Raw genomic sequence first — 24,456 nt, 5'->3', positions numbered from 1 at the left:
CACATTATGGGTATATGAACCTGCTTTTATTTCTTTTTGAACGTCATATAATTCACTGCGCTGTCCTGCGAGCCTGCCAAGAAAAATAATTCATACTCACCTGCCGTGTAATGGACGTAATAACCCGTTCCCGCTACTTCGTCTATTCCTTCCGCATCCGGTGTGCCCAGCGCCTTCTTCACTTCGGCGGCCGAATAAGGGATCGAATGTCCAGCGACGCGGATCGCACCGACGCGTTCATTCGGATTGCTGAAGAAGTAATAATAGTCAAACCATTGTGAGTAGGCCGTCTGCCAGCTTCCCGTCTTATGCGGCTCGCCCCACTTCGACAGCACCTCCTGCCGGCTTGCTCCGATGCCGAATTCAATCCCGCTAAGCTTCCCTTGGGATGCCGCCGTGAGGAATTTGCTGTCCAGAATCAGCTTTTGGCTTAAATTTGTATCATCAATCGAAATGGTTCGCGTCTCCTCATTGTATCTGGCGAGCTTCCCCATACTTTCGGCTGCATAACGCAGAGGTACATAAGCATGGCCGTTGTGGTTCAGAACCACATATTCCTTCTCGTCAAGCGGCTTGCTCTCTCCATTGAATTCGAACTTCACCGGAAATAAATACGTTTGAATCGTATCCGCCGCATAAACGGCCGTCGTTGCCGTCAGCGCCATACCGCAAACCATACCAAGTATAAATTTCTTCATTCCAGTTATTCAGCTCCCTTATCATTGCTTTTACCAATAAGACGTAAAATCTGCCGGCAGGTTGCTGTCTCCGCCAAAAATAAAAGCCTGTTCCGGCAAGCACGAAGGCTTCGGACAGGCTTCTGGATGGGTCCAATTATTTAAAATAGGCGCTCAAATGTGCCGCCGCCTTCACAATCCCTTCACGTTCTTTCTCCAGCGAACCCCAGTACCGGTGATCCTCCAACTCAATGGAGATCGCGCCTTGATAACCGAGCCGGTCCAGTCTGACGGCCACCTTGCTCCATTCAACCGCGCCATGTCCGGGAATCGTATACCGCCAGGAGCCTTCGGAGAATCCGTATCGCGCTCCGAAGGTTGCCGGGAGAACGCCGCATTCGTACTGCTCATCCGGCAGCAATTCCGTATCTTTGCCGTGGCAATGGTTCACTCTTTCGCCGAATTCATGCAAGGCCCGGATGTAATCGATCCCGAGCCGCACGAGATGGGACGGATCATAGTTCAATCCGAAATGCTTGGAGGGGATCGCTTCGAACATCTTGCGCCACATCTCCGGCGTGCAGCCGATGGTCGGATAATAAGGCGCAGGCCCCGGCCACCCCTCGATGGCGATATAGACGCCCTGCTGCTCCGCATGGCTGACAATCGCAGGGAAGGTGTCCTTCCAGATCGCGAAGCTCTCACTCCGCGGAACCGTGTGATCCTCCGGGACCAAGCACATGAACATGACCTTCGCGCCAAGCGCCGCCATCTCCGTCATCTGCTCCCGGACTGCTTCGGCGGCTGCTTCCCGGCGGCCGTCGTCTCTGCTGAGCAGGGCGCCCATTTGCACGGCATCTACGGAACCGATGCCAATGCCCGCGCGCTCGCAAACGCTTATGACCTCCGGATTCACATACGGAACGTCAAGCACGTCAAGCCCTGCCGCTGCTGCCCATACAGCGGTTTGCTCCATTCCTTCGGCACCGATTCTGGGCGGTATGCGCATGCCTATTTTCAGCTTCATAGCTTCATCTCCTCTTTGATCGGCCTAATACGGTTTATATCCGGCAGCCTGATACACCATCTCTGTAAACTTGACGACCTTCAAGGCGAAATCCCCCGGAACCATCACTTCATGGCGTCCCAGAATCGCATCGATAAAGCTTTTATCCTGGTTCGTTTGCTGCGCCGGGAGCTCAGGAACGACGGGCTCTTGACGGAGCCGACGCACGGTAATTTTGCCGTTGTCATAGAATATCCCGCCATCTTCTCCGCAGAACACATAGGTTTCATGCCAGCATGGCGCGAAGCCGACAATGTTCAGGCCGGCAACGGCGCCTTCCTCGAAACGGATCGAGGTGAAGGAATCGATTTCCACCGGTGCCCCCTGCAGATGCAGGTTCGGCTTCACCTCCGCCGGGGTAAGACCTGTCGTCCAGAGCAGGACGTCGATAATGTGGCTGCCGGAATCCATCAGCATCCCGCCCCCTGATAACGCCGGTACTTGCCGCCACAGGCCGGTTGTGAATTGCTTCCACTCTTGATAGAGCGAAGCCGTAATGGACGTCAGCTTGCCGATCTGGCCGCTTGCGATGGCATCGCGGATATACAGAAATTCCGGTTGGAAATGGCGCTGATACGAGACCTGCATCACTTTCCCCGCCTGCTTCGCTGTCCTGATGAGCTGCTCGGCTTCCGCCGAAGAACAGGTCATCGGCTTCTCGATCAAGACGTGCAGCCCTTTGTTCAGCGCATCGGTCGCCTGCTGGAAATGCAGGGTATGCGGGGAACAGATGACAACGGCATCCAGCTCCGATTCCGCCAGCATCGCCTGATAGTCGGTATAGTGCTCCACATCGTCCAGCCCGAACTTACCGGCGAACTTCTCCCGGTTCGGATCGCTCGTATCGCAGATAGCGACGATGTCCGCTTCTTCCAGCTCCAGCAATTGGCGACAGTGGACGTGCGCAATGCCGCCTGTTCCAATCATGCCTATTCGAATTTCACCCATGGAAGTCGACCTCCTATTTGATTCCCGAGAACGTAATGCCTCGAATAAATGCGCGCTGCACGAAGAAATAGAGCAAAATAATCGGCAGCGTAATCATCACCAGCGTCGCCATCATCATCTGCCACTCGGCGCTGTGCTGCGATTTGAACGCCTGCATGCCGAGCATCAAGGTGTACTGGCTCTCGTCGGATAAATAAATGAGCGGTCCCTGATAATCCGTCCAACTGTTCATGAACTGGAAGAGCGCGATCGTCAGCAAGGCGGGACGGCATAGCGGGAGCATAATTTGCCAATAAATGCGAAGCTCGGATGCGCCGTCAATGCGCGCCGCATCTTCCAGCTCCTTGGGCAAGCCCATGAAGAACTGCCGGAGGAGGAAGATGAAGAACGGTGCGCCGAAGAAGGCGGGCAGCCAGAGCGGAATATTCGTACCGACCCAGCCGAAATTTTTGAACGCGATGAAGATCGGAATCATCGTCACCTGATAAGGCAGCATCATGACGATGAGCGTTACGGCAAAAAGCGGCTTCGCCCCCTTCCATGGAATTCTAGCCAAGCTATACGCGACCAGCGGACTGGAGAACAGCACCGCCACGGTCGATAGGCCAGCAATAACCAAGGTGTTCGATAAATATTTATAGAACGGAATATAGTCTAACGCCGCCGGGTAGTTGCTCCACTCCAGCACGCTCGGAATCCAGACCGGCGGCCAGAGGAACAGCTCGCTGTTCGCTTTGAGCGAAGTCGAAACCATCCACAGGAACGGTGACAGGAAAAAGGCGCCGACGACAAGTAATAACAGATGCGCGAAAATTTTTTGTACATGCCCAAGCTTTGTGCTCCCCATGACAATCCCTCCCTATTCTTTTCCTTGATAATGGACCCAGCGCTTCTGGGAAACAAAGATAAGCGCCGTTAATACGACCACAATCAGAAACAGAATCCAGGCCATGGCGGAAGCATACCCCATCTTCAAGTAGCCGAAGCCGTTCGTGTACAAGTACATCACATAGAACATCATCGAATTCGCAGGCGTACCTTGCCCGTTCGTCAGCGTAAACGGCAGAACGAAGTTTTGCAGAGCACCGATCGTCCCCATAATCAAGTTGAAGAAGATGACGGGTGTCAGGAGCGGCAGTGTAATCGTCTTCGTCCGCTGCCAGGCATTGGCCCCGTCGACACTTGCCGCATCGTAGTAATCTTGCGGAATGTCCTGCAGCCCGGCCAAATAAATGACGACCGCCTGGCCCGTCCCCCATAGACTCATCAGAATTAATGACGGCTTCGACCATAGTTCGCTGCCGATCCAAGGCGGCCCGGAAATGCCGATTTTGTCAAGCCAGAAGTTGACCAGCCCGAACTGCGGGTTCAGCAGCCACAGCCAGATGATCGTCGTAGCGACCGGCGGCACGAGGCTCGGAATGAAGAACAGCGTACGGTAGATGCCCTGACCGCGAATTTTCAAGTTCAACAGAAGGGCTAACAGCACGCCGAAAGCGATGCTCAGCGGTACGAAAATAACCGTATAGTACAAGGTATTATAAATACTGATCCAGAATACCCTGTCCTTGAAAAGATTTGTGTAATTATCGAATCCGACGAATTCCCCCGGTTCCAGAATGCTGTAGGTTGTCAGGCTGTAATAAGCGGACATGATGAGCGGATAAGCGTGAAAGAGCAGCAAGCCTATGATCCAGGGAAGTGCAAAAACAAATCCGAACAAGGCGATCTTTCGCTCAAAGCGAGTTTTCTTGGCTTTTACTTGCGCTGAAGCCGACAGGTTGTTCACGGAAGCTTCGGTCTCGGCAGTTTTCAATCGATTCCCTCCTTTTCCAATCCAAAGAGGCAGGGTCGTGCTGAACGCCCTGCTCCTTCTTCACATCTGATTAATTGCCCATTTTCGCTAATTCCGCATCCACATTCTTCTTCACTTCATCGAGCAGCGTCTTGGCGTCCCCTTTGCCATGAATGGCCAAGTCCTGAACGCGCAGCGCTTCGTTCCACAAGAAAGCTCCGGCAGGCGATACAGGGCGCGTATATGCGGTCGGCATCAGATCAAGGAAAACCTTCAAGTTCGGGTTATCCGACAGCTTCAGCTCCTCGTTGACGCTCGGCATGGCCGTAATGTCGTTCCCCGCTTTAGGGCGCTTCGCATACAGCAGCGTGCCCTCTTTGTGCGCAACGAATTTGACGAATTCCCACGCTTCCTTCTCGTGCTTGGAACCTTTCGGGATGACATACGACCATCCGCCGGCCCATGTCGCCGGTTTATTACCATCGGCAGCCGGCATGGGCGCAACGCCCCAATCGAAGTTCAGCTTATATTTGGCCAAATCATTCAATATCCAGTTCCCGTCGAATTCGAAACCGACTTTCCCTGTCCAGAACGGATTCATCCCGGTTTGACCCATGGCATCCGAGAAGCTTGTGAGGTTGCCGATGTCATATTTCTTCGCATAGTCAGCCATCCAGGCAAGCGCCTTCACATTTTGCGGGTCGTTCGGCGTCAGATTGTGAGCCGCATCCTCCCACTTCCCGCCGAAGTTCCAGGCATGGGTGAATAGAAAGCCTTGATTCATCCAGGGAATGAAACCGATTTGCGAGTACTTGCCGTTGCCGCTTTTCTTGAAAATTTTCTCCGCCATTTGATCCAGCTCGGCGATCGTTTGCGGCGGTTTATTCGGATCTAGCCCGGCTTCCTTCATCAGCGTTTTATTGTAAAACATTCCGCGAGTATCCGTCCCCCACGGCAAGGCATATACTTTATCCTTATAAACGCTCTCGGCCCAAAGCCCTTTATAATAATCATCCGGAGAAATACCGCTGCTCTTCACGTACGAGGATAAATCGGTCAAAGATCCCTTGGCCGCCCAGGAGCCGATAAGGAACCGGTCGAACAGGGCGACGTCAGGCGGATTGCCGCCTGCGATAGCGGTCAACAGTTTATCCGACGCTTGGGTTTGCCCGGTCGTCTCTACGAATGTCATTTTCACTTTGATATTCGGATACTTTTTCTCAAATACGTCAACCACGTTCGCCTTGAAATCCTTCTGATAATCTCCGCCCCACGGAAACCAGAAATCGATCGTGACGGGCGCGCCTGCGGCTGTCGTAGCCGCTGCATTCGGTGAGGTGCTCACCGTGCTATTCGCTTCTGTGCCTTTGGTGTCCGGACTGCTCGAAGTGGTGCCTGTCGAACTGCAGCCTGCTGCCGTCAACGCCAGCGCTGCTGTAAGCGGAAGAACAATCAACTTGCTACCTTGCCGATCGATTCGGCGCTTTGTATGGTTCATAAATGATCCTCCCTTAATTGGACTAACTCGCTTAGGAGCTTAGTAATATTGTAGGCGCTTTCACGATCTATTCGAAACGAGGCGATTTTTGTTTTTGGTGTATTATTTTTGTTGGTTGACCGGTCGCGTTAGGATCGTAAAGGAAGGATCAAGGTAACTTTGGTACCTGCCCCCCATGTGCTTTCGATGAGCAGGCCGTACTCCTTGCCGTACGTTAACTGAATTTGTGAATGAATATTCCGCAGGGCGAAATTATGCTTGCCTTCCCATTCATCGCTGGTCATCATCTCGGTAAGCTCCTCCATTTTATCCGCTCTGATGCCGATTCCATCATCCTCCACTTCGAAATGCAGGAGCGCCCCTTCCATTTTCCAGCGAATATCCAAGCGCCCGCTCCCCCGTTTATTCTCAAGCCCATGGTAAATGGCATTCTCTACGAGCGGTTGAAACACGAATTTCAACACTTTGGAATTCATCAGTTGGCTATCCATGCTCATATTCACGGAGAATTTGTCCTGATATCTGACCTTCTGAATCGATAGATAGCTCTCCAATAGCTCAGCGCTCTCTCTGACGGTAACGAAATCGGCGCCCTCGCTTAAAGAAATGCGCAAATATTTGGATAAGCCGAAAATCATCGTGCTGATCTCGTCCACTTTGTGAATCCGGGAAATCCAGTGAATCGAATCGAGCGTATTGTATAGAAAATGCGCATTGATTTGCGAAGCCATCATTTTCAGCTGCGTTTCCTTCTTCAACAGCTTCTGGATATATACTTCATCGATGAGATCCTTGATTCTCGTCACCATCGTGTTGAAGCTGTGATAGAGCATGCCGAATTCGTCGCTGCGTTCGTTCTCAATTTGGATATCGAAATCGCCTTCCCGCGCTCTCCGCATAGACCACAGCAAGGTCCTGACCGGCTTATGCATCTGCTTCGCCACCATGAATGCGAGCCCTACTGCCACTACGCTGAAGGCTATAACCAGATAAACGGTATAATAGGCGATGTTTCTTGAGTCGCTGATCAAGTTTTGGATCGGAGCCATGCCGACGAGCTTCCAATGATTGATCTGGAGCTCATCGAAGACGAGCATCACTTCCCGTTCATCGACGGTATCTCGGAGATAACCGCTTGACTCCGGCGGGAGCTTCAGCCCTGCAGGACGCATAATGCGGGCGCCGTTGGAATCCGCCATGACCGTGTCGTTGGGATCGACAATATAAGTCGTGCCTTGCGCCTGAAAATCGACCTCGGACAAAAAATGCTGAATCAGCTCCGGATTAATCTCCATAATGAGCACACCGAGCGTTTGGTTTAAATTGTCAAAGTTTTTCAGCGATCTGCCCATGATGAAGACCGGTTTATTGTCTTCCGAACTGGCCGATTTCACTAACGGTGCACGAATGCCGAACCAGACGACTTGTCCGTTCGCTTCCTTGATCTTCTTGTACCAGTCCTGCTCGGCTTCCCTCGGCGTTATCATCGGCAGCTCGGCGAAACCGTTGTTCGTGAACCTGTAGGAGGCACTGCGCTCCCCAAAAATATAGATGTTCAGCGTATCGTTCTTGACATTGACCAAATTGGACAGGAACTTGCCGATCTGCTGATTGTTGTAGCTCTGGTCGTAGCTGTCCCTGTAATCTCCGATGATGCCGCGCTGGATCTCCTTGTTCCCGAAGATAAGCAGCGTCCGGTTATCATACTCATTCAAGATGAGCTCCAGCCGCCGGTTCGCTTGCTGGATCGTTTGCCACGCCACTTGCGACACTTTGGAGCTGATGATCTCATTCGCCTTATGATAGGATAGATATCCCATCATCATGATCGACAGCGACATGCTGCCCAAGAACAAAATAAACAGCTTATAGCCGATGGACCGCCATTTCAAGTAAGCATGCAGCTTCAAGATAACCCTCCTCCGATTCCTCTGGTTAGATGCCCCTATCCCTATACTGTGCCGGAGTCATTCCTTCGTGCTCTTTGAACAGCTTGACGAAATGCCGGAAATCTTGATAGCCGACTTGATCGGCAACCTGATAAATGCGGAGCGTGGAATCTTTGAGCAGCTCCTTGGCTTTATTCATTCTTAGACGAATGATATACTTGCTGAACGTCTCGCCTGTTCTCTCATGAAAAATTTTGCTGAAATACGACGGATTTAAGTACAAGTGCTCCGCTACCCGATTGAGAGTAATCGCTTCCGTATAGTGCTGCTCGATATAGATCATGGCGAGTTCGATGAATCGTTTCCTGTTGCCGGCGGCGCCCTCCTCATACCGGTACGGCAAGAGCACAGCGAGCAGTTCGCCCTTCAGTTCATGCAGCGCACAGTACGGAATTTGGATCTGCACTTCAAGCTTTCTCTCCAATTCCTGCAGCAAAGCAATGAAACCGCTTCGCAGCACACGCGGAGTACACTTGGCACGGCTGTTATCCAAATGGGTGAGCAGCTCGTCGAGCAATTCGCCGAGCGAAGCCTCGTCGCCGAGCTTCACCGCATGTACGATTCGATTGCTCCAACCGCTTGGCTCCACGAATTTGTGAAGAGACTGCTCTTGTGAGCTTCGCGCCGCATCGTACACCTTGCCGTATCCCTCATAAAATGCATGAGCCGCTGCATGGACAGCTTCCTGAAACGAAGCGTGCAGCGAGGCAATGTCGGTCATGGAACTGATGCCGATGTTGATGCGGACTCCCAAATACTTCCGGCAATCATCAATCAGGGCTTCCCATGCCGCAGATCCGCTTCCTTCCTTCCCGCCGGCGGGGGTATGTAGAATAACAAGATCCGTCTCCTCCTCATCATCGAACAAGCATACCGCCATGGCGCCCTCGGACTTGCCGATTTCCTGAGCCAGATTGCCGATCGCATGACGAAGGAGGTAATGCTCGCTTGGCTGATGTTCGTGCAGCCCCCAGTCGTATACTTGAATATGAATCACTTGCATACGATTCGGATCAAGCGGAATGCGGAGGCGATCCCATAACGATTGCGAGAATCTGGATGAAGCGCTTACATTCGTGAGGAGCGCTTCCAGGTACTGCTGGCGGGCTAGCGGCATACTTTCACGAATTCGTTCCGACATTTGCTTCAGCGCTGCTTGTTCTTCCCGTTCTTGCTGGAGCTGTGCGATGCATTTGCGCACAACCTCGAGCATCTGCGTTTCCTCGATCGGCTTCAGCACATAATCGACAGCTCCAAGCCGCATCGCTTGCTGCGCATAGCTGAAATCGCTATAGCCGCTCATAATGATAATTTTCGCGGCGCCTTGATGGCTTTTGACGGCTTCGATAAGCGCAAGGCCGTCCATTCGCGGCATTTTGATATCGGTAATGATGATATCCGGCATCCGGTCTCGCATCATCTGAAGCGCGTCCTCACCGTCCTCGGCATCCCCCAATACCTCAATACCTTCTGCCTGCCAATCGATTGTCGTACGTAATCCTTGACGGACCCACCTTTCATCATCCACGATTAATAACGTATACATGCGCATTCTCCTCTCCTTTCCCCTCACAGCTTGGACACCTTTCAAAAACGATTATTCCTTAGCTGTGTTTTCCATATTTTACAGGAATAAGGTTTCGCTGAGAAGTCGTCTTTGCCAACAAAATAGGACCTCCACCCGTAGAAGAATCTACAAGGCTGGAGGCCCTAGTATTTTACGCTTTGACAAATACGGTTTTGATATCCGTGTAAAACTCGATCGCCGCTTGCCCTTGCTCGCGCGAACCCGAGCTCGACTGCTTGACGCCGCCGAACGGCGCTTGCAGCTCAACGCCTGCGCTCTCCGCGTTAATGCGGACAAGTCCGGCATCGATGTCGTTCAAGAACGCCAACATCGTCGAGATGTCACGCGTGAATATCGAAGCGCTGAGTCCGAATTTCACGTCATTGGCAATAGCAATCGCCTCTTCAAGTGTCTCGACCTTGATCAGTGCCAAAACAGGTCCGAAAATCTCCTCCTGTGCGATCGTCATGGAGCTGCTGATCTGTTCAAAGACGGTCGGCTTGATGAAATAACCTTCATCCAACCCTTCCCCGCCGGCAATGTCGCCTCCGCATAACAGCTTCCCGCCTTCCTGCACCCCCTTGGCGATGTAGGAAAGGACGGTTTGAAACTGTTTCTCACTCGCGCAGGGCCCCATCCATGTGGAGGCATCCAAGCCTGAGCCCACCCGGATCTCCGCAATTTTACCGAGCAGCTTGTCCTTGAACGCTTCATACACCCGGCTCTGTACGATCACTCGGCTGGTCGCGGTGCATTTCTGTCCGGTCGAACGCAAGCCGCCGCTAATCGTCGCTTCTACCGCCAAGTCCAGGTCCGCGTCCTCAGCTACGATAACGGGATTCTTCCCTCCCATTTCGAGCTGATACTTCGCCCCTCGGGCCAATGCGCTCTGCCCGACGATTCGTCCGACCCGGTCGGATCCGGTGAACGTGATTCCCGCGATGCCGGGATGGTCGGCGATCGCCTGACCGATGATGCCGCCATCCCCCGTGACCATGTTGACGACGCCGGCGGGAATGCCTGCTTCATGGAAACACTCGATCACGAGCGCAGCGGTGGCTGCCGTTTCCTGTGCGGGCTTGAAGACGACGGTGTTCCCGTACACAAGCGCCGGCGCTATTTTCCAGATCGGAATGGCGACGGGGAAATTCCATGGCGTAATGACGCCGACCACGCCAAGCGGAGCGCGCGTTGTGAACATCAATGCCGCGCTGTCCGTCGAAGGAATGACGTCGCCCGTTTTCCGCATGCCTTCGCCGGCGTAATACCGCAGAATGGCTACGCCCCGGGCGGTTTCTCCCTTCGCTTCCGGAAGCGTCTTGCCCATCTCGCGGGTCATCATCTCCGCGACTTCACCCAGCCGCCGCTCCAGCACATTCGCGGCCTTGAACAGCAAATCGCCGCGTGCCGGAGCGGACAGCTTGCGCCACGCCTGCCGGGCGTTTTGGGCGCTAGCAACCGCTTCATTCAAATCGCGTACGGACGACTTCTGTACATACCCTACGACTTCATGACGGCGCGCCGGGTTCAGTCTCGCCTCCGTCTCCATGCCGGAGGCCGCTTTCCACTCGCCGCCTACGTAATTCAGGAACGTTCTAGCTTCGCTCACGTTCAATCCCTCCCGCCGTGAAATTCGACCAAGGCGGCCAGAAGCGCCTTCACATAACCGACCGAATATGCCCAGCCTACCCAGCCCATGCCGGATGGGGACGGGTTATGCGGCGCTCGGTCCATCTCCAGCGATGTAATATGATCCGGATTAATGCAGCCGTTATAGCCCACTTTATGCAGCGCCAGCAATATTTTGGCCATATTCATATGCCCGTCATCCAGCAGCGCCTCTTCGAAAGCTCCTGCTGTGGCCAGACTGCCGCGAATATTGCGGAAGTGTACAAGGAATATACGGTTCTTCCGGCCGTACTGATAAATTTCGTCCAGCACGAGCGGTGTGCCGCCAGCTTCGCCGCGTGTACCTACGCAGTACACCAATCCGACGTTCTTGCTTGGGAAGGCATCGATCACCCGGTTTAAGCCCAGCCCTCCGAAAGTCGTGTTATGATGCGGCGTATCCGACGGATGCACGGCCAGATTCACGTTGTAATCTTCGGCCAGCGGAACCAATGTCCCGAATACAAGATCGAAGCGCTTCCACCACTCGTTCAATTGTTCCACGGTCGGCGGCTGTTGTTCCAAGCTGCGCTTGGTCGATTCACCGCGGACCAGAGCCCCGCCCCGGTGTACAGCGGTATAGTCCTCCGACATATAAGGGAACACGTCACCTGCGAATCTCTGACGGACTAGCGTGATGCCCGCCTCCCCGAAAGCTCGGATCGCATTGCTGACGTTCTCCAGTTGAATCTCCGTGCCTGGCTCGGCGCGCATGAAGCTGCTCGTCATATCGGGCAGCGTCACCCGGTTGATGTCCATGCCGAACGAACGAATTCTGCGCTTTAGCTTCAGCAGTTGGTCCAAATCCGGATAGCCCAGCTCGCTGACGCCGGGGAACGACGATCCTCTCGTAAAATCAATGCAGTCAACGCCTAGCTGGCACATTTGCCGCAAATCGCTATCGGACAGATCGCACGTAGGCACTTGAATGGATACTTTCATCATCGGTCATTTCCCCCTATACGTGATTCGCAGCCGCCGTAAGGTTCAGGCTTCGCTTAATGATCGCTTCCAATTGCGCATAATGCTCCTTCTCCACTTGGATCAAAGGGGTGCGGACCTGCAGCCCTACGGGCAAGCCGACGATGTTCATCCCCGCTTTGATCAGCGAAACGGCATAGCCTTTGCGCAGCCGGCGAATGCGGTGAATCGGCAAAATCACTTCCCGGTAAATCGTTTGAACCGTTTCTTGATCGCCGCTAAGCAAGCTCTTGTAGTACGCTCTTGAAACCTGCGGAATATAGTTGGAAATCGCGGATGAATAGGAATGGTAGCCGAGCGCTTTGTAAGCCGGCATCGTCAGTTCCGCCAGCGGCATGCCGTTCATCCATTGCAGCCTGTCCCCTATCACCTGTGAGAACTCTACGTTTAGCTCAAAATTGCCCAAACCGTCCTTGAAACCGATGACCGTCGGCAGATTTGCCAACTTCTCCACAGTGCTTAATGTGAACACAGCATTGTCCCGCTGGTAAATGATGACAGGCAGCTTCGTGCTCTCCGCAATCGTCCGGTAGAAGTGATACAGTCCCTCTTGCTCCGGAATAATCAAATATGGCGGCAGCAGCAGCAAGCCGTCCGCACCTAGCCGTTCTGCCAGTTGGGCGCGCTCCACGGCTTCTCTGATGTTGCCGCCGACGCCTGCGAAGACGGGAACTTTGCCGCCAACGACGGAAACCGCTACCGTCACGAGCCTCTCATACTCGTTGATATCCAGCGATTGAAATTCCCCTGAACCTGCGCATACGAAGATGGAATCCAGGCCGTTATCCAGCAGAAACTGCACATTCGCTTCGAACGCTTGCTCATTCACATTCTCGTTATCGTCAAATGGCGTTACGGGAAAACCCATAATCCCTGCAAGCGAAATCGGTTGTTCGTTACTCATTTCAGCATCCCCTTTGCGATATCTTCCTCCCCATTATAGGGAATGCCGTACAGACCGGTCTTTGTAAAAACTCGCCGCTTTTTATAAAAATTCCGTGCTATAATGAAGGGCAGACAGCCCGAGAGGAGACCATCCTGCATGCTGAGCCCATCCGTTTATTCTCGAAGCAACCTGTATCTCAACCAAAACGTGGTTCAGCTGCGAGGCGACTCCGCATCCATCTTCGTCCACTATTGGGGAGCCAAACCGCAGCATCGGGGGAACCGCCCCCATACGCATTCTTTTTTCGAAATTTGCTATGTCGTTCAAGGGGAAGGCGTTTATTATAGCGATGGGGTCACCTACCCGCTCCGTGCGGGAACGCTCTATTGCTCGAAGCCGGAGAGCCGGCATTTCATCCGGAGCGATGAGGGCATGCTGCTTTTATTCGTCGCCCTGGAACCCGTCGCATCCGAGAGCAGCGATGCGTTCCTGCATGATTTCCAACAGGTCATCTCCTATCCGCACCTCTTTATTCCTAATGCCGAGCACACGGCCCCAGCGCATATTTGGCAGGCTTTGCTCCTCCAAGCCGCCGACCCGGAGTCGCGGTATCCGGAAACGACCCGGCAGCTGGCTTATTCGTTCGTGATGAGCTGCTTATCGCTTTTGCTGCAAATCAGCCTTACGGGCGATACGGTTGCTTCCGCTGCCGCCACGGAGCTCCAGGGAACGCTCAAGCGGGCCAAAGCCTATATCCAGTCCCATCTGACTGCCAAAATATCGCTTGCCGACGTGGCGCAAAGCCTGCACGTCTCCGAACGCCAGCTATCCCGCTTAATGGCGGAAGAATTGGGCCAATCGTTCCCCTCGGTTGTGAAAACCGAGCGAGTGAAAAGGGCCGCCTATCTGCTCGGATTCACAGATATTCCTCTGAAGCAAATCGCGGAGGATACGGGCTTCGAGAGCATCCATTATTTTACGCAAGTATTCACGAAGGAAATCGGCACTCCGCCGAGCACTTTTCGCAAAAAATGCTTGAATCCGGAGTCGGTCGACGCCTTGATTCATAAATATTTGGAGCAAGTGGCGACTCGCTACCAGAAGAAGCAGCTTGAAACGGCGGACGAAGCTCCGTTGTAAACGTCGCTGCTGTGAGGCGCCGCGCAAGCGCCAATCATAGAGAGCATGTTGAACATACGCGGCCTTTGAACGTCAGCTCCGCGGCTATGGTATTCGACTGGCTGGCTAACGGACAGTGCAGGCCTTATTCGGCCAATATCGGCCCATTTCTTGTTCTAACGGACACCGGCGCCGTTATTTGCCCAAATTATCACGAATCCGCTCCGAAACCGGCAAATAAGGTTTCCGATGTCCGTTAGCTTCGTCACGGAGACATTTTCGTGGCATTAACGGCTGCGGTGTCCGTTAGCACCGAATAACAGAAGAACTATTCGCAAAGGATGTTCCATAGGACATCTTTTTTTGGCGTTCGGCTGCATCCAAAATGGATTTAAAACGTATACAACTTGCAAAGGAGCTGTGACTGTTATGGAAACCAAAGAACAATTGCTGCAGGAGCTTCGCCTCATCCGAGCTTGGGAGGACGAGCAGAAGGATCTGTGGTTTTGGGAGAAAATCGGCAGGCTTCCCTTCCAGCTGTTGGACCGGCTAACACCGAAAGCGCTAAACGCCAAAATTAGCGAAGCGCTGAATGAACTGGGCCATTATTTGCAAGCCGGGGGCCGTTACTTAATCTCCGAAGCAGGTACGCTGCGGCATATCGAGGGTGTGCTTTCCCGAAACGAAAGAGGGAGCCGATTGCCGGGGGAACCGCTTCAAATCGGCGATGTCGGAGCGCTGCCGCTCCATGTTCTGGATCAAGCGGCTGATGAAATCGTCCAGAATCGAACGAATTTAGCCACGCTTCAGGGGGCGACGACGGGGATCGGCGGCATTTTGACGCTCGCTATCGATATCCCGGCCGTGCTCGGATTATCACTCAAAACCATCCAGGAAATCGCCCTCTGCTATGGATACGAACCGGCCATGAAGCAGGAGCGCATCTTCACGATCAAATGCTTGCAGTTCTCATCCGCCGACATTGTCGGCAAGAAGGCGATTCTCGATGAGCTTGCCGCATATGCCGATGAGGACAAAGCGGATACGCAAATGATCTCTCAGCTGCAGGGCTGGAGAGAGGTGTTCGCAACGTACCGTGACAACTGGGGCTGGAAAAAGCTCTTTCAATTAATTCCCGTGGCCGGCATTCTTTTTGGCGCGTGGATCAACCGGGGAACGCTGAAGGATGTCGGCGAAGCCGCCAAAATGCTGTACCGGAAGCGTAGAATCCTCGAACGGCTGCACCAAATCGAGCAGGCAGAACGGATGGATTGAACATCGCTCATGCCCCTTGAAACTATGCAAGCATCCTTCCGTATGGAATAGTAAAACCTCTGGAGGAATGCCAATTGATCAAATATTTGCTTAAGAAATTAATAAGTTCCATTTTCCACTCAAAACACCGTCATAATCGCTATACGAGCTCGCATCACGCTATCCGCTACAACCGCCGTTACTCATCGTCGCATCGCGGACACGGGCCAAGACAGGGTCATCAAGGGCACGGTTATTATAGAAACAGCTATCATAGTTCCAGCTAGTTTAGCCGCATATGCGGCTTTTTTTGGTCAGGTGGTCCGAAGTATGGCATCCAAGTCCTCGATAAAAGCCTCCGTGCTTCCATACGCAGCATCCGTCTGAAGCAGCTTACGAAGCATTCCCTTCGTCGCCGGTGTGAGCTGAAGCTCCTCTTCCCAGCTTAAACTGCCTGTTTCCGTTTGAGCTTGACCTGCTTCATATGTCGAATACAGCATGAACAGCATAAAGTGGCCTATGGCATAAAGGTCGGAAGCGATTTCCGCCGTTCTCTTGCGCTTAAGCTCCTCATCGGATCCGAATGGCTGGCTTGGCGGTTCGCCGATTCGCGACGCCAGACCGAAATCAATGAGATGCAGGCAGTCCCGGTGCAGGATTACATTCGGAATCCGAATATCCAAATGGACGAACCGCTGCTCATGCAAATAGCGGACAACCTCCATCAGCTTGCGGATCAACAGAAGCGCCTCGTGCTCCGAATATCGGTATCCCCTTGCAAAAATCAAATCTTCAACGGTTTGACCTTTCACATACTCCGTTATCATATACATCTGCTTACGCTCATGCACAGCCGCGACACAGTGCGGAATGGACGGGTGCTGCAGGCGCTGCATGATCTCATATTCGCGCAGCAGCAAGTCGCGGCCAAGCTGTTTCTTGCTGGGCTTCGCCTGCTTCAGGACGACTTCCTCGCCGGTGCCCATATCCCGGCATAAGTAGGTCAGTCCGTAGCTGCCCATGCCAAGAAACCGCTCGATCCGGAACTGTCCAAGCAGATCCGTCCCTTCCTTATGCGGGAAGTCGATCCATTCCGTGTACACTCTTTTCAGATAGGCTTTGATTGACATGACTTCTTGTATTCTCCTTCGTCCTATCTTAGCTTCTTCGTCAATGACAGAACGAGATCGTCATCCACCCGGACCTGCTCGCCATATTGCGGATAGGCGTCGTGTTGGAAAATGCCTTTGCCGTCAGGTACATAGCCCCTAAGGACATACATCACTTGAGCTGCGCCGTAATCGCTATAAAGCCCGACCCGGATGCCCGCAACCTGCGATCTTTCCCCGATTATCGCTTCCGCTTCATTCATCAAGGCAGTGCCGATCCCGCGTCTCCGGTATTTGATCAATACATTGAAATCGTTGATTTCAGGGATGCTATTGGCTCTGAAATCGGGGTAAGGAGAGTCCCAGAGCACATTCACATAACCGGCGAAATCGCCGTCGGTTTCCGCAACCAGCGTCACTTGCCCGCCGTTCATCTGTTTGCGGTAATAGGCATCGTATTGCGCAGCCGGCTTATCCCAGCCCTGCTGCCGGAATGCTTCGGATATCACTTTAGCATCATATTCACGCAGTAAACGAATGGACGTATTGGCCATATTTTTCTGTCCGCCTCCCTCTATTTGCCTTTATTGCTCATCCAACTTCTTGATTTTCTGCTGGAAACGTACGCAGCCATAGGCCAATAATAGAATGCACAGCACTTCCAACACGATCGTGAAGGTGAGTGTACTAGATATCGTATGAGAGCGGGGGCCGGAAAATAAGTTCTTGAGATTCATAATGAGTAGCGGAACATTCGCAATAGCCAGAATGCCCAGCGTCGTCTGAACTCTTTGTAAAAGCTGCCTCACCGACAAGCGGTCGGTATAAATGTCGTACGTCCCGCCTTCGCGGTACGGTTTGCGGAAATAATGCCAGCCCATGATCGTCCCCACATGCTCCCAGCCCGAATCCTCGAAGAGAGCCACGTATTCGTTCACTTGCTCCTGTCCAACAATTTTTTGATAATCCATCCGGTATACGTAGCGAAGCTCGGGATTGCTCTCAAACCGGTTACGGATGACGCCGGGTTTATCCAGGTGCAGTCCTTGGGCGGACAAGCCGGTCAACCAACTCTCGTCTTTCTCATAGTTCCAAACGAATGAAAATCTGTTCCGGTATTGATGCTTTCTCACGCTCATCTCTCCTTATCCACTTGTTGTATGACATTCCTTCCGTTCATCAGCAGCTCTTCCATGCGCACCATCTCCGCTTTCAGCACCGCCTTCCCCATCTCCGTGATGGCATACAGCTTGCGCCGGGAATCCGCCGAATGCTCCGCGTCAGGGGCGTGCTCGATCAACCCTTTCTTCAGCAGCGTATTTAATGCCGTATATAACGTCCCTGCTCCGATGCGCACCCGGCCTCCGCTCATTCGTTCTACATCCTGCATCATCGCGTAGCCGTGTGCGGCCCTGGGGTACAGCGTCACCAGGATATAATAGAAAGCTTCAGTCAGCGGCAATGCGTCTCTGGCGATCTCCATCCTGCGTCACCTCCGTTCGTTTGCAACTATATCGTACGTAGTTATATCACCACTCGTTATATCGTATATCGATATAATAACCTTTGCTATATCGACTGTCAATATAGTGGTTTTAAAAAAACCGCCCGATACATGACTGCCCCCAAAGTTAGTTAGATCTTGCTGACTTTGAGACGCCGTTCATGGCACCTGACGGTTTTCTTATGCGTGATGCGGCCTCCAGATCCGTCCGTACTAACGAAAGAACCTGTTCCCTCACCGACTGATTGTATGCGAAAAATCATATAGATCGACAGCATGACAAAAGAATGGCGGGTTGCGGAGGAGCTCCTCAACCTTACAGCAGCGACTCCGCCCCGTCGATGAACAGCTCCGTGCCCGTGATGTGGCTTGACGCGTCTGAAGCCAGGAAAGCGACGAGACTCGCCACCTGCTCCGGCTCACCGGGCGCATGCTCAAGAGGCTGGCTCCCTTCCGGGTATTTCACCGGAATTTTAATTTTGTCGAGCTCCGGCGTCGGCTTCGTATTCTCACCGATGTTCGTCTTAATCGATCCCGGGCAGATAGCGTTCACCCGAATCTTGTAGCGGGCCAGCTCCAGCGAAGCCATTTTGGCGAGGGCTACCTGCCCTGCCTTGGACGTACTGTAGGCCGTCATGCCGAATCCGGAAAACGCCCTGCTGCCGTTAATGGAGCTTGTCACAATGATGCTGCCGCCCTTGTCTTTCATATGAGGAACGGCATACTTGATACAGAGGAACGTTCCTCTCAAATTGACGGAGAGCGTGCGATCCCAGTCCTCCAGCTTCATGTCCTCTATAGGCGCCAACACTCCGTTAATGCCCGCATTGGCGAACACGACATCAAGCCGTCCCCACTTCTTCACGGCTTGCTCGAACGCTTCCGCGACGCGCTCCGGATCGGCGGTGTCGACATCTACCGCAATCGCCTCGCCGCCCGCTTCCGCAATTTGCTTCTTGGTCTGCTCGGTACGCTCGTCCTTCAAATCGACCAGGCATACCTTCATCCCCTGCTGCGCGAACATGATCGCTGCCGCTTTGCCAATGCCTGATCCGGCTCCGGTTACCAACGCCACCTTGTCTTTCAGATCCGGAAGTATCATACCCGGTTTTTGCAATGTTTGTACGCTCATATGCATTCATCCCTGCCTAATTCTAATTTTGCGGATTCTTGAAATCCCTTGTTAGGGTTGCCCGCGAGGGATGATTTCTATGTAGCGCATACATCTAACGCTTTGAAGTCTATTCGGACAATGGGGATGTCTCGGACGATCCTGTCTTCGATTTCGGCCAGCCAAGTACGTATCCGCTCGCTCCTTTGGTCCGGCTCCGTCTTCTTCTGCAGCACCAGGTACAGCACCATATCCCGCAGCTTCAAAAATAACGGCACATGCCTTAACCAGGCAGGATCAAGGACGTATTCCGCCCGATAGCCTTGCCAGAACGCCTGCAGGAATGCATTGCCGAATGAGTCCCTGCCCGCATGAACGGGCACGCTCCAACTTACCGCATAATAGAGCGGTATCGCGATATCCTGAACGAACCAATGATACGTACAATCGTCGAAATCGAACACGGTTATTCTCCCGTTCTCGACGAAAAAATTACGGGAATGAATATCGGTATGAATGAGTCCGTAAGCATCGTTCCGCTGCGGTAATCCTGCCAATTGCCTCTGGAGTGCTTCCAGCCGCTGCAGCACAATCCGGTTCCCAATCGAAACGTAATCACTGGCGTGAACAAGTAAATCATCCTCGTGCCAGTGAGGCCTCATGGGGCTACCCGAAGGGACGGCATACGAGCTGGTGACCCTGTGCATTCGTCCCGTCACACGGCCCCATTCCTGAAACAGCGCTGCGTTCCATTCTGCCTCATTCGCATAATCGGGGAGATGTCCGGCCGCTTGCTCCATCACGATGACCGTAAAATAGGAATCCTTGACGGCAATCTTCTCCGTCGGCGCGCCGTTAATCGACCTGTAGCATGCCGGAACGGATATCCCCTGCCGCACCAGCTCATGTATCCAATCCAATTCCGCACGAACTTGAGCCTCGGACCTGTGCGAGCTGTGCGTTAAGCGCACGATGACAGGTACGCCGTCTTTCGCAGCGGCATACACATAGTTTTCGAAATCTCCCAGGAGCTGCATGGGCGCATGTGGATCAAGTCCGAAAGCGGCCGCAGCCTGCTCCAGGACCGCCTTCTGAAACAGCTTCTCAACTTCGTGTTCCATATCGTGTCCTCCCGGTCATTTAACCATGCCGCATATGCCATTCTTCCAGCAGCTGAGCTTCCTTCTCAGGATCAAGTCCGGCTTTGCGCGGACCGTCTGCCACTCTCTCGCGATCCCAAACCCAGGTATCGCGAATCGTCTCCTCAATCGGCCGGTGCTGCAGGCCGGCATGAACAGCCTTCTGTACCTGGAGCTTCATCAGCCCGCCGACGTTCTCGCTGGCCGGCAGCCATAACGGCATTTCCACCCAATGCCCGATCTTATGCTCCGTCAAGAATTCATCCGGCACCCAAGTCAGCCGCGCCTCGCTGTGCGTTGCACCGATGCAGCGCTCGAGCAGTTCGCCTACCGTGAGCGGCGCCGCCGGTCCCGTTGCGTTGAACGTCCCGCCTGCTTGACGCTCCACCATCCTTATCGTCCAGTCTGCCAAATCCCGGACATCGATGAATTGAATCGGCGCCTGCGGATCGCCTGGCGCCAGCACTTCGCCGCCGCGGGCAATCCGGGTCGGCCAATAGGTGAACCGGTCCGACATGTCGCCGGGGCCCGCTACCAGGCCGCATCTTACAATCAAGCTGCGGTCTTGAAAGGCAGCCGACACAAGCTGCTCGCAGGAAGCTTTCATCGCACCATAGAACCGGGCGATATCCTCGACGTAATCTTCCGGCAGCGTTTTAACGGATAACGTTTCGTCCACCGCTTCCGAGCCCATCTTCTCTTCTTCATACACATCTAACGTTGAGATGAACGTATAAAAGTTTACCCGATCGGCAAGCGTTCGTACCGAAGCCTCTACGACACGCGGATAATAGCCGCACGTATCAATGACCGCATCCCACTGCCTGCCGCTCAGCGCATCCAGACCGCCGTCGCGGTCGCCAATCAACCGTTCGACCTCCGGGAACAATTCTTGATTGCTGCCGCGGTTAAATAATGTCACCTCATGCCCTCTGGCAAGCGCCGTTTCTACCATGGTTTTGCCCACGAATCGGGTGCCTCCAAGCACTAAAAGCTTCATATGCCCAACTCCTTATCAGCTCGATTTCACATTCCGCATTTGCCGCATCGTTAATTAAAATGACTATCCAGTCGTTTTTATTATGATTCCAAATTGTGCCAACTGTCAATATATTTTAACCGATGGAACATAAAAAACAGCCTGATGGTTTGTATCAGACTGTCACCTTCAACTTACCGCTATTTTCTTCGCAATTTTCCAAATACGAATGCAGAAGCTGCAAAATTCCCCTATGGCCGGCTGAAATCGACATAAACCTTGATGTGCTGAATCGCATGATACCCGTACCCTTTCACATTCCAGTCCGCTTGAACAGGCTGAGAATTGCCGGCATCGTCCCATACCCTGGCTTTCACGTCATAGCTGCCCGATTCCGTCACGTTCCACCGATATGCCCACCTGCGCCAAGCGTACCGCTCCGGGGGATCCAGCCATGAAGCCGGTATCCATGTCAGGCCGTTATCTACGCTTACTTCCACTCTCACGACGGGACCGTCGCCCGAGATTGCCATGCCGGCAATCCAATGCTCCCCTTGGGGAAGAACCTCCTGATCGGCAGGACGAGCGATGACGGCATGGGGCCTAATCTTCGTAACCGGTTCCCGCGGACGATCATCTCCGCGGTCATATACATAATCCGACACTTGAAACGGGCCATCAAACCGGTGATCGATAACTTCGATTCTGTTGAGCCATTTGACGGATGCCATGCCATACCAGCCCGGGACAATCATTCTGGCCGGATACCCGTGCTTGAATGGCAGCGGCTGTCCGTTCATATAGAGGGCAATCAGAATGTCAGGGTTCATGGCGGTTTCTAGCGGCAAGCTTCGCACATAAGCGAACTCACCGGGACGATCCGTCCGGAATCCGCGATCCATCCCCGCAAAGGTCACCTCCACTCCCTGGCTTCGTATACGGGCCGCTCGCAGTACTTCGCTGAGGCGGACACCGGACCAGTAGGCATGGCTTATCCCCCCAAGCGTCCATTGTTCGCCACGGGTCTTCGGTTGAAAGAACGAGCGTTGATCTCCCGCGCATTCCAGCGTCACAGGCATCGTGACTTGCGGCATCCTTAACAGATTTTCATATCTCAAACTGTACGGTCTGTCTACGCACCCGCCGATATGCAGCTGCCAGGCTCGGATATTCACTTGAGAAGGATACTTGAAATGATTGTGAATGAAAAAAAGCTGCTGCGGGGTCACCTGATCCGATAAGGCCAGCATCGGAAATTCTTGAACCTCCGGTATCAGCTTGCGTGTAATGGGGTAAGGCGTATACAGCACTACCATCATCCTTTCTAGAAGAGCCCTGAGATCTCGGACTATGCGAACAAAGCACAATTTTTTTCAAGGCATCGGCATCAGACCGCTTTCATCTGAATTGCCCTTTGCAAAACAATCGTATCGTACACAAAGGAAGGCAGGCGAACCTCCATGTGCTCCCATTCCGGCAGTTCTGTTACCAGTGGGTAATTGAACAGCGACTTCAAACCGTTTCCGTATCTCAACATGATTAGCGCTTGGCTGTTAGCGGCTTGCTTTAGTTCCTCCAACACTTCCAGCTTATTGGCGACCAAGGAAGCGACGATGATATGCGTGGCCTCCTTCGTGAAGGCTAATTCCGCAGGCGGTTGGTGCGAGAACCGGACTCTGCACCCGAAACCGCATATGGCTGCGGCATGATTGGCAAGCTCTACAGCCTCCTTATCGATATCCAGCCCCCAAACCTCGGCCCCCGTCTCCTGTGCTATGGTAAAGCAGGAAAGCGGAAACGCGCCGGAACCGATGAATAGCACCTTGGAGAACCTATCAATCTGAAGGGCGTTCAATTCCGTTCTGACGGATTCGGATAATTGATCCATATAGCAGCTGATGTGCAGTTCTTGATTATGTATTCGCCGCGACTGCAGCTTCTCCAACTCACAGAGCGCCTCGGTGGCGGTATCCCGCAGCGCGCGTGCTTGAGCAGTCACCTCGTGATCATGCCCCCATAACTGCCACTTTCTTGCGTGCTCCGGGTTCTGAATGAAATCGCAAAGATCGTCCAGTTTATTTCTCAAAAGCTCAAAGCCATCCGGTGATGCCTTCGCAAATGCGGCAACTTGTTTGATTCCAACCTCCAGCAGCTTCATCGTCAGGATAAACTCGAACTTCTCTTTCATCGAACTCCCTCCTTATCCCATTGCTACTATGCATATCAGTCTTCTCCGTTGAAAAGTACCGAAAATAGTTAAGAGGGTGAACTATTTTTGGAGGTACTATAAAAGGGTGCTGCATGCTCAGTTCTCTTTTCCCTTTTTCCTGCAAGGAAATCTCGGTACAATATTTCATATACATGGTTCCATGAAAGGAAGACCGGCATGACATCATATTCGGCAAGTCTATTTCCCAATCAACTTGAATTCTATACATCGGCTTATCGCGAGGCGCTGTTTTCTTTTCACCTGCCGGAGGAGCAGCAGCAGTTTACAGGCATGCCCAGAGACATGCTGCCCATTGCGCTGGAAGACGAGCATCGTTATCCGGTTTGCATCGTCGCGGACGGCAGGCCGGTTGGATTTTTCATCCTGTATGACGGGGAAGAACGATTCGAGTACTCGGATCACGCCAACTCGCTGGTTCTGCGAGCCTTTTCGATCAACCATGCCGAACAAGGGCATGGTCATGCGAAAGCTGCGCTGCTGCAGCTGAAGGCTTTCGTGTCGAAGCATTTTCCGGCTGTCGCAGAAATTGCATTGGCCGTGAATTTCAAAAATGACCCCGCCCGTCACGTTTATTTATGCTGCGGGTTCTATGATTCGGGCCGCACCAAAATGGGACGCAACGGCGGCCAGCATATTCTGGTCATGCCCGTTGTCTAAGGCTGCGTGTGGCGCTGGCGGCTTAATTAGGCCGAAGACACCTGGGAGGCTATTTGCCGATTTCAGCGTGATTTCTGTTGAATCTACGGCAAATAAGGCCTCTGGTGTCCGTTTGTGCCGCGGCGCGGCGAAGAGCACGGCTTTAACGGCCGTGGTATCCGTTAGAATCTGACACGCGAGCAGCAGCTTGCTCGCGTTGGTAGGTTTGGCTAGTCGCCGGTGGCGAGGCCGCGAGCTCATGGAGGTGTCCTGTGGCGCTAACGGACACAGCGAACGCTATTCGGCTGGAATAGGCCGAATTGGATTTCTAACGGACACC

23 protein-coding genes are annotated in these 24,456 nt (G+C 53.2%); 3 read left to right on the top strand and 20 right to left on the bottom strand.

All coding sequences use genetic code 11. The annotated features are described in order from the left end of the window. Positions 1 to 26 precede the first annotated feature (26 nt). The 11 genes from PUT07_RS14005 to kdgD form a co-directional block, all read right to left on the bottom strand. On the bottom strand, positions 27 to 698 hold the full coding sequence (locus tag PUT07_RS14005; protein ID WP_274468724.1) for a DUF4309 domain-containing protein: 672 nt from the start codon (positions 696 to 698) through the stop codon (positions 27 to 29). Positions 699 to 834: 136 nt separating this feature from the next. After that, positions 835 to 1,704: a sugar phosphate isomerase/epimerase family protein gene (locus tag PUT07_RS14000; RefSeq protein ID WP_274468723.1), complete on the bottom strand. Its 870-nt coding sequence runs from the start codon at positions 1,702 to 1,704 to the stop codon at positions 835 to 837. A gap of 24 nt (positions 1,705 to 1,728) precedes the next feature. Next, positions 1,729 to 2,691: a Gfo/Idh/MocA family protein gene (locus PUT07_RS13995; protein WP_274468720.1), complete on the bottom strand. Its 963-nt coding sequence runs from the start codon at positions 2,689 to 2,691 to the stop codon at positions 1,729 to 1,731. Between the two features lie 13 nt (positions 2,692 to 2,704). Next, positions 2,705 to 3,538 (bottom strand): carbohydrate ABC transporter permease, encoded by an 834-nt coding sequence (locus tag PUT07_RS13990; RefSeq protein ID WP_274468719.1) that lies wholly within the window; start codon positions 3,536 to 3,538, stop codon positions 2,705 to 2,707. Positions 3,539 to 3,550: 12 nt separating this feature from the next. Beyond that, positions 3,551 to 4,507 (bottom strand): carbohydrate ABC transporter permease, encoded by a 957-nt coding sequence (locus PUT07_RS13985; protein WP_310187080.1) that lies wholly within the window; start codon positions 4,505 to 4,507, stop codon positions 3,551 to 3,553. A 70-nt stretch (positions 4,508 to 4,577) separates the two neighbouring features. Further along, positions 4,578 to 5,984, bottom strand: a complete 1,407-nt coding sequence (locus PUT07_RS13980; RefSeq protein ID WP_274468718.1) for an ABC transporter substrate-binding protein — start codon at positions 5,982 to 5,984, stop codon at positions 4,578 to 4,580. Positions 5,985 to 6,112: 128 nt separating this feature from the next. After that, complete coding sequence (locus tag PUT07_RS13975; protein ID WP_274468717.1) at positions 6,113 to 7,894, bottom strand: cache domain-containing sensor histidine kinase; 1,782 nt, start codon at positions 7,892 to 7,894, stop codon at positions 6,113 to 6,115. Between the two features lie 25 nt (positions 7,895 to 7,919). Further along, positions 7,920 to 9,479, bottom strand: a complete 1,560-nt coding sequence (locus tag PUT07_RS13970) for a response regulator (RefSeq protein ID WP_274468715.1) — start codon at positions 9,477 to 9,479, stop codon at positions 7,920 to 7,922. Positions 9,480 to 9,651: 172 nt separating this feature from the next. Further along, positions 9,652 to 11,109, bottom strand: a complete 1,458-nt coding sequence (gucD, locus tag PUT07_RS13965; protein WP_379239659.1) for an alpha-ketoglutaric semialdehyde dehydrogenase GucD — start codon at positions 11,107 to 11,109, stop codon at positions 9,652 to 9,654. Positions 11,110 to 11,111: 2 nt separating this feature from the next. After that, on the bottom strand, positions 11,112 to 12,113 hold the full coding sequence (locus PUT07_RS13960) for a sugar phosphate isomerase/epimerase family protein (protein WP_274468713.1): 1,002 nt from the start codon (positions 12,111 to 12,113) through the stop codon (positions 11,112 to 11,114). 13 nt (positions 12,114 to 12,126) lie between these two features. Further along, entirely contained in the window at positions 12,127 to 13,053 is a 927-nt protein-coding gene (gene kdgD / locus PUT07_RS13955) for a 5-dehydro-4-deoxyglucarate dehydratase (protein ID WP_274468712.1), read from the bottom strand. A 138-nt stretch (positions 13,054 to 13,191) separates the two neighbouring features. Between kdgD and PUT07_RS13950 the strand changes: the two genes are divergently transcribed. Together PUT07_RS13950 and PUT07_RS13945 are read left to right on the top strand one after the other, a co-directional pair. Then, on the top strand, positions 13,192 to 14,175 hold the full coding sequence (locus PUT07_RS13950) for an AraC family transcriptional regulator (protein ID WP_274468711.1): 984 nt from the start codon (positions 13,192 to 13,194) through the stop codon (positions 14,173 to 14,175). Between the two features lie 408 nt (positions 14,176 to 14,583). Beyond that, a complete protein-coding gene (locus tag PUT07_RS13945) occupies positions 14,584 to 15,429 on the top strand; it encodes an EcsC family protein (RefSeq protein ID WP_274468710.1) in 846 nt (281 codons plus the stop codon). A gap of 293 nt (positions 15,430 to 15,722) precedes the next feature. Here PUT07_RS13945 and PUT07_RS13940 read toward each other — a convergent pair whose 3' ends face one another. From PUT07_RS13940 to PUT07_RS13900, 9 genes are all read right to left on the bottom strand, one after another. Then, positions 15,723 to 16,538: a serine/threonine protein kinase gene (locus PUT07_RS13940; RefSeq protein WP_274468709.1), complete on the bottom strand. Its 816-nt coding sequence runs from the start codon at positions 16,536 to 16,538 to the stop codon at positions 15,723 to 15,725. 23 nt (positions 16,539 to 16,561) lie between these two features. Beyond that, a complete protein-coding gene (locus tag PUT07_RS13935; RefSeq protein WP_274468708.1) occupies positions 16,562 to 17,071 on the bottom strand; it encodes a GNAT family N-acetyltransferase in 510 nt (169 codons plus the stop codon). 30 nt (positions 17,072 to 17,101) lie between these two features. Beyond that, a complete protein-coding gene (locus PUT07_RS13930) occupies positions 17,102 to 17,650 on the bottom strand; it encodes a DUF2812 domain-containing protein (protein WP_274468707.1) in 549 nt (182 codons plus the stop codon). Positions 17,651 to 17,652: 2 nt separating this feature from the next. Then, positions 17,653 to 18,000, bottom strand: coding sequence for a PadR family transcriptional regulator (locus tag PUT07_RS13925; RefSeq protein WP_379239658.1), 348 nt, complete (start codon positions 17,998 to 18,000; stop codon positions 17,653 to 17,655). A 337-nt stretch (positions 18,001 to 18,337) separates the two neighbouring features. Continuing rightward, positions 18,338 to 19,153 (bottom strand): SDR family oxidoreductase, encoded by an 816-nt coding sequence (locus PUT07_RS13920; RefSeq protein ID WP_274468706.1) that lies wholly within the window; start codon positions 19,151 to 19,153, stop codon positions 18,338 to 18,340. 77 nt (positions 19,154 to 19,230) lie between these two features. Beyond that, positions 19,231 to 20,253 carry a phosphotransferase enzyme family protein gene (locus tag PUT07_RS13915; protein WP_274468705.1) on the bottom strand — a complete coding sequence of 341 codons (1,023 nt, stop codon included), beginning with the start codon at positions 20,251 to 20,253 and terminating at the stop codon, positions 19,231 to 19,233. Between the two features lie 19 nt (positions 20,254 to 20,272). After that, complete coding sequence (locus tag PUT07_RS13910) at positions 20,273 to 21,271, bottom strand: NAD-dependent epimerase/dehydratase family protein (protein WP_274468704.1); 999 nt, start codon at positions 21,269 to 21,271, stop codon at positions 20,273 to 20,275. A gap of 230 nt (positions 21,272 to 21,501) precedes the next feature. Continuing rightward, positions 21,502 to 22,569, bottom strand: a complete 1,068-nt coding sequence (locus tag PUT07_RS13905) for a sulfite oxidase (RefSeq protein WP_274468703.1) — start codon at positions 22,567 to 22,569, stop codon at positions 21,502 to 21,504. Between the two features lie 68 nt (positions 22,570 to 22,637). Beyond that, positions 22,638 to 23,438: a nicotianamine synthase family protein gene (locus PUT07_RS13900; protein ID WP_274468702.1), complete on the bottom strand. Its 801-nt coding sequence runs from the start codon at positions 23,436 to 23,438 to the stop codon at positions 22,638 to 22,640. A gap of 198 nt (positions 23,439 to 23,636) precedes the next feature. On the opposite strand from PUT07_RS13900, the gene PUT07_RS13895 reads away from it, so the two are divergent. Next, on the top strand, positions 23,637 to 24,137 hold the full coding sequence (locus PUT07_RS13895; RefSeq protein WP_274468700.1) for a GNAT family N-acetyltransferase: 501 nt from the start codon (positions 23,637 to 23,639) through the stop codon (positions 24,135 to 24,137). Positions 24,138 to 24,456 lie beyond the last annotated feature (319 nt).

Source organism: Paenibacillus sp. MAHUQ-63 (genome assembly GCF_028765165.1).
In the GTDB taxonomy this organism is placed as follows: Bacteria; Bacillota; Bacilli; order Paenibacillales; family NBRC-103111; genus Paenibacillus_E.
Note: the sequence above shows the minus strand (reverse complement) of the source record. Positions and strands in the feature narration are given on the sequence as shown.

Bases quoted from the DNA above. Each gene is read 5' to 3' on its own strand.
- PUT07_RS14005 (WP_274468724.1), bottom strand. From the start codon at position 698: ATGAAGAAATTTATACTTGGTATGGTTTGCGGTATGGCGCTGACGGCA.
- PUT07_RS14000 (WP_274468723.1), bottom strand. From the start codon at position 1,704: ATGAAGCTGAAAATAGGCATGCGCATACCGCCCAGAATCGGTGCCGAA.
- PUT07_RS13995 (WP_274468720.1), bottom strand. From the start codon at position 2,691: ATGGGTGAAATTCGAATAGGCATGATTGGAACAGGCGGCATTGCGCAC.
- PUT07_RS13990 (WP_274468719.1), bottom strand. From the start codon at position 3,538: ATGGGGAGCACAAAGCTTGGGCATGTACAAAAAATTTTCGCGCATCTG.
- PUT07_RS13980 (WP_274468718.1), bottom strand. From the start codon at position 5,984: ATGAACCATACAAAGCGCCGAATCGATCGGCAAGGTAGCAAGTTGATT.
- PUT07_RS13970 (WP_274468715.1), bottom strand. From the start codon at position 9,479: ATGTATACGTTATTAATCGTGGATGATGAAAGGTGGGTCCGTCAAGGA.
- PUT07_RS13960 (WP_274468713.1), bottom strand. From the start codon at position 12,113: ATGATGAAAGTATCCATTCAAGTGCCTACGTGCGATCTGTCCGATAGC.
- kdgD (WP_274468712.1), bottom strand. From the start codon at position 13,053: ATGAGTAACGAACAACCGATTTCGCTTGCAGGGATTATGGGTTTTCCC.
- PUT07_RS13950 (WP_274468711.1), top strand. From the start codon at position 13,192: ATGCTGAGCCCATCCGTTTATTCTCGAAGCAACCTGTATCTCAACCAA.
- PUT07_RS13945 (WP_274468710.1), top strand. From the start codon at position 14,584: ATGGAAACCAAAGAACAATTGCTGCAGGAGCTTCGCCTCATCCGAGCT.
- PUT07_RS13940 (WP_274468709.1), bottom strand. From the start codon at position 16,538: ATGTCAATCAAAGCCTATCTGAAAAGAGTGTACACGGAATGGATCGAC.
- PUT07_RS13935 (WP_274468708.1), bottom strand. From the start codon at position 17,071: ATGGCCAATACGTCCATTCGTTTACTGCGTGAATATGATGCTAAAGTG.
- PUT07_RS13925 (WP_379239658.1), bottom strand. From the start codon at position 18,000: ATGGAGATCGCCAGAGACGCATTGCCGCTGACTGAAGCTTTCTATTAT.
- PUT07_RS13920 (WP_274468706.1), bottom strand. From the start codon at position 19,153: ATGAGCGTACAAACATTGCAAAAACCGGGTATGATACTTCCGGATCTG.
- PUT07_RS13915 (WP_274468705.1), bottom strand. From the start codon at position 20,253: ATGGAACACGAAGTTGAGAAGCTGTTTCAGAAGGCGGTCCTGGAGCAG.
- PUT07_RS13910 (WP_274468704.1), bottom strand. From the start codon at position 21,271: ATGAAGCTTTTAGTGCTTGGAGGCACCCGATTCGTGGGCAAAACCATG.
- PUT07_RS13905 (WP_274468703.1), bottom strand. From the start codon at position 22,569: ATGATGGTAGTGCTGTATACGCCTTACCCCATTACACGCAAGCTGATA.
- PUT07_RS13900 (WP_274468702.1), bottom strand. From the start codon at position 23,438: ATGAAAGAGAAGTTCGAGTTTATCCTGACGATGAAGCTGCTGGAGGTT.
- PUT07_RS13895 (WP_274468700.1), top strand. From the start codon at position 23,637: ATGACATCATATTCGGCAAGTCTATTTCCCAATCAACTTGAATTCTAT.